Origin of the sequence: Malonomonas rubra, from assembly GCF_003247215.1 — a bacterium.
In the GTDB taxonomy this organism is placed as follows: Bacteria; Desulfobacterota; Desulfuromonadia; order Desulfuromonadales; family Geopsychrobacteraceae; genus Malonomonas; species Malonomonas rubra_A.
In genome coordinates this window covers 22,000-29,193 of record NZ_QKAP01000127.1, presented here as the reverse complement: position 1 = coordinate 29,193, position 7,194 = coordinate 22,000, and the positions used below count along the sequence as shown (strand labels likewise).

Here is a 7,194-nt window from a genome sequence, read left to right as displayed (position 1 = left end):
ACTGATCGCCCTTTCCGGACAGACCTTTACACACTCGCCGCTTCCACAGCAGATTTTTTGATCGATCACAATCTTCATAACCTTCTGTTTCGCTCCTTTTACCTCAGAAAATTCTGTCATTCCCGTGGTTGCGAACAATTCCAACAGACTTCGAACTGGCCGTCGGACTCCTCACCACAATTTTCGCAGACCCAATGCCCTTCCTTCTCTATAGCATTGGCCATCCACGCATCCAACAACAATCGGGCGCGAGGATAGACTTCTTCATCGACAACCCACAATTCCGGGTAACATTCGACAAAGGGAATTTCGCCGATGGCTGCAGAAAGTCGATCATTTTTCACCAGGCAATCAATCCCTTCATTGCCCAGCATTTCTTTATACATTGCAGCTTGGGGGCCGTCCCAAAGATCAAAGGTATGTAGCTTTTTCATACCAGTAATTATAGCATGTTATAACTCATTCAAGGCTTTTCCTGGAACTGTTCTCTGCTATATTTAAGTAGAACCATTCGTTTTTAGCAAGGAGGACAAATATGGCCGATCTGTCGACCACCTACATGGGCATACTGCTGAAAAACCCGTTCATTGTAGCCAGCAGCAGTTTGACGAAAACCCTTGACGGAGTGCGGAAATGCGCAGAAGCCGGGGCAGGAGCAATAGTCCTGAAGTCACTGTTCGAAGAACAAATCGCTGCCGAGACCCTCGCGCTGAGCAAACATGCGGAGGACTATTCGGGTTACGGCGAAGCCTATAATTACCTGCAGGGGTACGGCATGGAACTCGGCCCGCTGGAATACCTGAATCTCATCCGTGACGCCAAGAAAGCCGTTGACGTCCCAATTATAGCCAGCCTGAACTGCATCAGCTCTGAGCGATGGGCTGATTATGCCCTGAAACTGGAAAATGCTGGGGCTGACGCGATTGAATTGAATGTCGGCCTGATGCCGACCTTGGCCAAGCAGGAAGGACCGGCAATCGTCGATCAGTACCTGCGGATTCTACATAGCGTCAAAACACTAGTGAATATCCCGATAGCGATGAAGGTCGGCCCATATTTCACGTCGTTTGCCAACTTCGCCGATCGTTTAACCCAAGATCGGGCAGAAGCACCTGCCTATAGCGTCGGCTGGTTCGGCAAAAACAAAGAGATCGGCCAAACTACCTGGAAAGGTGCGAACGGACTGGTCCTGTTCAATCGCTTCTATAAATTCGATATCGATATCGACAATCTGGAGCTGATTCATGGCAACCCGTACAGTACCCAAGAGGAAATTCATTACACCCTGCGCTGGCTTTCGCTGTTAACCGGCAAAGTTTCCTGCGACTTGGGCGCCAGCACCGGCATTCACAGCGGGCAAGATGCGATCAAAGCGATCCTGGCCGGTGCCAAGGTGGTACAACTCTGCTCAACCCTGTTCGTGAATGGGCTGGACCAGATTAGCACCATCAAGCAGGAAATGAGCGAATGGATGAAAGCCAAAGGGTACGCGAAACTCTGCGATTTCCGTGGCCGCATGAGTCAAGCCCAGAGCAAGAACCCTTCAGATCATGAACGACTGCAATACATCAAGCTATTTGTCGGGGTCGATTGAGAGGAACGACAATTTTTTATTCTGTGGGCAAAAGCCTTTCGGCACTTGATGTTCTGGAAGGCTTTTGCAAACCCGGTTCACGGGCCCTGAAACATAGTCGCTCTAGCGAGACTTAGCCATATTATCACAACTACCATTTTTAGCTGGGTGGTCAGTCGCAAACCACAAACCGGTTGAGATTATCCCCGCGCAATTTTCACTTCAGCAGGAATGGCTCAGCAATAAATACAATGCAAAATACACCTTCACCTGAGGGGCAAATGGTCCTCGAACCATTTATTAACCCTGACTTTATTAAAATCAGCGACAAGACAGGGGAGCAACGAGCCTATGACCCCAATAATACTGACTGTTGACGACTCAAAAAGAATTCGCCAGATGGTTTCATTTGCCTTGTAACAAGCGGGCTTTCAGGTGATTGAAGCCGAGGACGACCAAGATGCTCTGATCCAGCTGACTCCGGCTGTAAAGCTGGTGCTTCCCAACTTGAACATGCCGAATTTGGATGGCATCGGCCTGAACAAAGCAATCCGTGCCAACCCGAGCACCAAATTTCTTCCGGTTGTCATGCTGACCCCGGAGAGTCAAGCCGGCCAAAAACAGGATGAAAAAGCTGCTGGAGCCACCGACTGGATTGTCAAGCCGTTTAACCCGGATCAACTCCTGGCAGTCGTCAAGAAGATACTCGGTTAACTCCCTCCCCTTGCCCCTGACTCAAGGCAACCAGAACGACTCCAAGGGGGTAACCGCCTGAGTCGCCAGTTGCACAGCCTCTTCCAGAGGCAGCAGTGTCTGGGTCTTGGCCACGAAACCATTCGCATGGACAAACCGGATCTCCGGGTTGTCGGCAACCGCCCTAAAATCCACGCTGCTGTTATCTCCCAGACGAAGCATCTCCCACCCCTCACCACGCGCAGACGGAGTAATACTCATCGCCACAAGCTTGTCATTCAGGTAACGGATATAACGATCCATCGACAATTTGGGGTCTTCGGCTATGGTGCTGACGATCGCTTTCAGATGCCTGACCGGAACCACCTGCGCTTCTGCTTTCAAGCGCTCCAGTCGCTTATATTTGCGTTCAATCATTGCCAGTAGATCAAGGCCGAATTCTTTCATCAAAGCGTAAAACAGGTCACCGCGCTTCAATTCATCAAGCTTGGAAAATCGAGAGAGAATATAACCATCAATCGGTGAGGATGCCGCGAACAGAACCCCGGTATCGATGCCAAGGTGCTCCGCAGTGCGATAGGGGCCACGTACGTCTATCATGCTCATATAGCCGTACCACTCAAACATCAGCGTGGCCCGTTCATGGTGGCCAAGATGCTTCATCACCAGATGAAACGCGCAGGGCAGTAATGAATCCTGATGGTGATCGAAGTTATGCAACTGCTCATTGTAATCCATCCCGACATCGACCACATAAGTAAACCGATCGGCCAGATCTTCGGGGGTCGCCTCGCGCCGATAAACCGCCTCGACGCGATCAAGGCTCGCCAGCAAAACACTGACCGATAAAAAATCATCTTTATGTGCACTACCGGGGTGCACAACTATCTTGTACATATTTCGCTTAACTTTCCTACCCCCTCTTGTTTAGCTAAATGACAAATCCCAAGCCATCAGTTTCCCGATGACTTGGGATTGCTACTACTGTCATTGCAGTATTCATTAATGCTCGAGTGAACACAAATATTTTCTTTTTAATAAGTAACCAGCTTAATCAACTTCGAAGGCTGTTGCTGCTCAATCTGTCTCGGTTCCGGCGTTGTCCTGAAGTTTTTGTGGTACTTTCGAAATTCTTCATGAAACCGGTCACTGTGAAAACTTCCCCCTCGGTTCATTTTGGGTGATGAGTTAAACGGGCAGCTTTGCACAACTTGCCGGGGCGACTGTTTTAGATAAACGAACTTGATCGCCTGAGACCGTTTGACCATTTTTTCACCAGCAATATTCCATCCGCCATCACCTTGCTGACAAGCGGTGCCGAAAGCCTGCTGAATCGAACCATCTAACTGAACCGTGGAAAGATATTCACGGCAAATCTGCCCATAAGAGGTCTGATAGCTGCGAAACGGTACGATTGAACCACTTAGCCCGGTTGCCCAGTTGCTCCAGTCTACCGCTTGGTTATCAGGACTTTTCGCCAACGCGTACTGGAAACCACCGACCAGACTGTCGGCATCTCCCTGGGTCAGTTGATAAAGTGTAGAACGATGATTGGCTAATGCCGTCGTGGCTGTTAAAAGAACCAGAAAAACAATTAGATATCTCATAGCTCTTCTCCCTCAGTTTCGTCTCTGCCGACAGGTAATAGTCGCCAAAGAAAAATACAGAATGTATTGTCGTTCTTTGAATTATATCAACTTCCAAAGGCAAATTATTACTTTTTTGGTTATATTAATTTCATCATCTCTTCTCGCAATCGTACCAGCAAAGCCAATCATATCTGTCTTTGCCAGAATTAAATCAGCAACTAGATTCATTCTTTACTTTCTCGACCCCAAGTTTTAGGATTGAAACATATTTTTTTTAACGGTCCTGATACTTCATACCACGGCTACATAGGACTTTAACCTTTGGAGAAAGCTCATGGTTCAAGGTATTAGCAAGACACTTTTCTGGCTTACAATTCTTACGTTGAGCGGAATTTATGCTCGGTTCTCGCTGTTTATGCTGCAGTGATTAGAGGTATAGGGGCGAGGGGTGAGCTCAACTTTTCGGCCATTCGTCCAACACCTCGCGCACGGCAAAAGCCATTTCGCTCATAACGATCTGTTTCATCAGGTATCTCTGAATACGTGCCTGCAATGCTTTCTGTTCATTGATCAACTCGCTGGAACCGGTACAACGAATGGCCGGGAGATCGGTGCGTATGCTGCGTAATTCCGCAACAAATCCAGACCGGTCATCTGCGGCATGGTCATATCGGTCACCAGCATAGCAAACTGCCCGGGTTCTGTTCGAAAACCTGCACTTTGATGAAGATCGACCTGATAATCTAGTTGTTGTAGCATCTCACCGAGCATCCGTCCGACCTGCATTTCGTCGTCAACCACCAGGATATTCTCACTGCAAATAGATAGATTTTAAGCCTGCCCTTCTACGGTCACCTGCCCCGCCGCCGACAGCGACAATAAAACCACAGTGGTTAGAGAGAAAAGTATCACTGCCGGCCATGACATCTTCAGCCTGGAGAATTGGTGTCACCGAGGCAAAGACAACACTTTCGATCTGCGCGGCACTCAGGCTATCGACGACCTTCGGCCCCTAACCGACACTGATCACACTAGAGTCGGTTACCACCAAAACCTTCTCTGCACCCAAATTGACCGCATAGTGCCCGACCAGATCAAGAACTCCTTCACCGAAGAAGAATTCAGGAGCAACAAACTTCCGCAGTTTTTGCATCGGCAATCTCCAAGGAGAAACTAGATAAGTTAATATCAAAAGATATCTTGATTAAGGGATTAGCAGGAGGAACGACGACTGACAAGTTGAAATATTTATGCTATTTATGCGGAACTTTCCTCAAGGAGCCATGATGCAGAAGCTGATCCGCCAGATCCTGACCTCTAAAGTTTACGAAGCGGCAGTCGAAACACCGCTTGAGTCGGCGCTCGACCTGTCGCGAGAGCTAAACAACCAGATTATGCTGAAGCGGGAAGACCTACAGCCGGTTTTTTCCTTCAAACTTCGCGGCGCCTACAACAAAATTGCCCATCTCTCCGATGAGGAAAAAGCTGCCGGAGTGATCGCCGCCTCAGCCGGCAACCATGCTCAGGGAGTTGCCTATTCCGCTCGTCAGCTCAATCTGGATGCGCTGATCGTGATGCCGGCAACCACCCCGCTAATTAAGGTCGACGCGGTTAAAACCCTCGGTGCCAAGGTGATCCTGCACGGAGACAATTACTCGGAAGCGGCGGAACGCTGCCAGCAGCTGATCGAAGAGACAGGCATGACCTATATCCACCCGTTTGACGACCAGCTGGTGATCGCGGGACAAGGCACCGTTGCCGACGAACTGCTGCGCCAGAGCGCCGGAAAAATCGATGCAGTCTTTGTCCCGGTCGGTGGCGGCGGGCTGATCTCCGGAATTGCGGCCTACCTCAAAGTTCTCTGCCCTGAGGTGAAGGTGATCGGCGTAGAGCCATACGACAGCGATGCCATGTACCGCTCGCTACAGTCTGGCAGACGAATCACCCTGAAATCGGTTGGGATTTTCGCGGACGGCGTGGCGGTGCGCAAGATCGGCAAATTAACCTTCGACATCTGTCGCCAGCATGTCGACGAGATTATCCGCGTCAGCACCGATGAGCTGTGCGGTGCGATTAAATCTGTATACCAGGAGACCCGCTCAATCGTCGAACCGGCTGGAGCACTTGGGATAGCAGGACTCAAACAGTACGTCAAACAACACAACATCAATGGCCAGACCCTGGTGGCAATTAACTCCGGCGCAAACATGAACTTCGAACGATTGCGTTATGTTTCGGAACGAACTCAAACCGGCGAAGGGCGTGAGTCACTGTTTGCGGTGACAATCCCGGAAAAAGTCGGAGCGCTACGCTACTTCTGCGAGCAAGTGCTGGCCGATGCCAACATCACAGAGTTCAACTATCGTCTTGCCGATCGCAGTCAGGCACAGCTGTTCATGGGCATCTCGATCGGCAACGGCATCAACCGGACCGGTTTCTCGGCCCGGTTAACCGAACAGGGGTTTGAAAACATCGACCTGACAGACAACGAACTGGCCAAGACCCACCTGCGCTACATGATCGGCGGACGTTCCCCGGAAGCGATCCGCGAACGGCTGTTCCGTTTCTGGTTCCCTGAACGTCCGGGTGCCCTGACCCGTTTTCTTGCGGACATGGGAGCGGACTGGAATATCTCGCTGTTCCATTACCGGAATCAGGGAGGAGAATTCGGCCGGGTGCTGATCGGGCTGGAAATACCGGCCTGCGATGAAAAGAAGTTGCAAAAGTTTCTTGCCGATCTGGGATACCGATTTGTCGAAGAAACGGACGATCCAGCGTATCAACTCTTTCTATAAGGAGTTGCCGACCACTCTTCAGGCTGCTATTGCCTAAAAAGAGCGGGCAGGCGGGATCCCCCTTATCCTTTCTTTTCACTTTGTGAACAGGTAATAGTTTGGAATCGACTAGCTTTTGTTGCGCGAACGAAAAACCTCGACAACCTCTTGCCCATTGTCGCTGAGCATCTTGACGACTTTTATCCAAGAACCGCCAAATACCTTATTGGTATGTCTGACTCCTTTCTGACTGAAAAAAGTCACTTTATCATTTGCCAGCATGATTTCCGTTACAGTCGCCGGCCAGCGCTGGTTAATTCGGGACGAGCAATTTAAAATGGCCTTGCAGGGAGAGGATAATGGTTGGCAGGTGATCGAGCGGCTGGAAATTTCATCGGAGATCGTACTGCACAAGAACGAGCAGCAACTGAAAGCGTTCTGGCGTGGCTTCTACCAAAGCATCAGCAACCCAGATCGTTACAACCCGAAACTGAGGCAGCAGTTCATGCCGAAAGGCTATTGGCGCTACTTAACGGAGCTGACCGCTGAAAGCAAACTGTAGAGA

8 protein-coding genes and 2 pseudogenes are annotated in these 7,194 nt (G+C 50.0%); 4 read left to right on the top strand and 6 right to left on the bottom strand.

Annotated features, from left to right (window positions below; genetic code table 11):
- Positions 1 to 116: 116 nt before the first annotated feature.
- A complete protein-coding gene (locus tag Q7J88_RS13390; RefSeq protein WP_303722738.1) occupies positions 117 to 434 on the bottom strand; it encodes a DUF2007 domain-containing protein in 318 nt (105 codons plus the stop codon).
- A gap of 101 nt (positions 435 to 535) precedes the next feature.
- Between Q7J88_RS13390 and Q7J88_RS13385 the strand changes: the two genes are divergently transcribed.
- Together Q7J88_RS13385 and Q7J88_RS13380 are read left to right on the top strand one after the other, a co-directional pair.
- Positions 536 to 1,594: a dihydroorotate dehydrogenase-like protein gene (locus tag Q7J88_RS13385; RefSeq protein ID WP_303722737.1), complete on the top strand. Its 1,059-nt coding sequence runs from the start codon at positions 536 to 538 to the stop codon at positions 1,592 to 1,594.
- A gap of 330 nt (positions 1,595 to 1,924) precedes the next feature.
- Positions 1,925 to 2,287, top strand: a pseudogene (locus Q7J88_RS13380) (response regulator).
- A gap of 21 nt (positions 2,288 to 2,308) precedes the next feature.
- On the opposite strand, the gene Q7J88_RS13375 reads toward Q7J88_RS13380, so the two are convergent.
- From Q7J88_RS13375 to Q7J88_RS13360, 5 genes and pseudogenes are all read right to left on the bottom strand, one after another.
- Positions 2,309 to 3,163 (bottom strand): MYG1 family protein, encoded by an 855-nt coding sequence (locus Q7J88_RS13375; RefSeq protein WP_303722735.1) that lies wholly within the window; start codon positions 3,161 to 3,163, stop codon positions 2,309 to 2,311.
- 137 nt (positions 3,164 to 3,300) lie between these two features.
- Positions 3,301 to 3,873, bottom strand: coding sequence for an RT0821/Lpp0805 family surface protein (locus Q7J88_RS13370; RefSeq protein WP_303722734.1), 573 nt, complete (start codon positions 3,871 to 3,873; stop codon positions 3,301 to 3,303).
- A gap of 552 nt (positions 3,874 to 4,425) precedes the next feature.
- Positions 4,426 to 4,656, bottom strand: coding sequence for a hypothetical protein (locus Q7J88_RS13365; RefSeq protein ID WP_303722733.1), 231 nt, complete (start codon positions 4,654 to 4,656; stop codon positions 4,426 to 4,428).
- 10 nt (positions 4,657 to 4,666) lie between these two features.
- Positions 4,667 to 4,849: pseudogene (locus Q7J88_RS15480) on the bottom strand (hypothetical protein); the annotation flags it as partial.
- A gap of 18 nt (positions 4,850 to 4,867) precedes the next feature.
- Complete coding sequence (locus tag Q7J88_RS13360) at positions 4,868 to 5,008, bottom strand: hypothetical protein (RefSeq protein ID WP_303722732.1); 141 nt, start codon at positions 5,006 to 5,008, stop codon at positions 4,868 to 4,870.
- 133 nt (positions 5,009 to 5,141) lie between these two features.
- Here Q7J88_RS13360 and ilvA point away from each other — a divergent pair, with 133 nt between their 5' ends.
- Together ilvA and Q7J88_RS13350 are read left to right on the top strand one after the other, a co-directional pair.
- Positions 5,142 to 6,650: a threonine ammonia-lyase, biosynthetic gene (gene ilvA, locus Q7J88_RS13355; protein ID WP_369682042.1), complete on the top strand. Its 1,509-nt coding sequence runs from the start codon at positions 5,142 to 5,144 to the stop codon at positions 6,648 to 6,650.
- 259 nt (positions 6,651 to 6,909) lie between these two features.
- Positions 6,910 to 7,191, top strand: coding sequence for a DUF4130 domain-containing protein (locus Q7J88_RS13350; protein WP_303722730.1), 282 nt, complete (start codon positions 6,910 to 6,912; stop codon positions 7,189 to 7,191).
- Positions 7,192 to 7,194 lie beyond the last annotated feature (3 nt).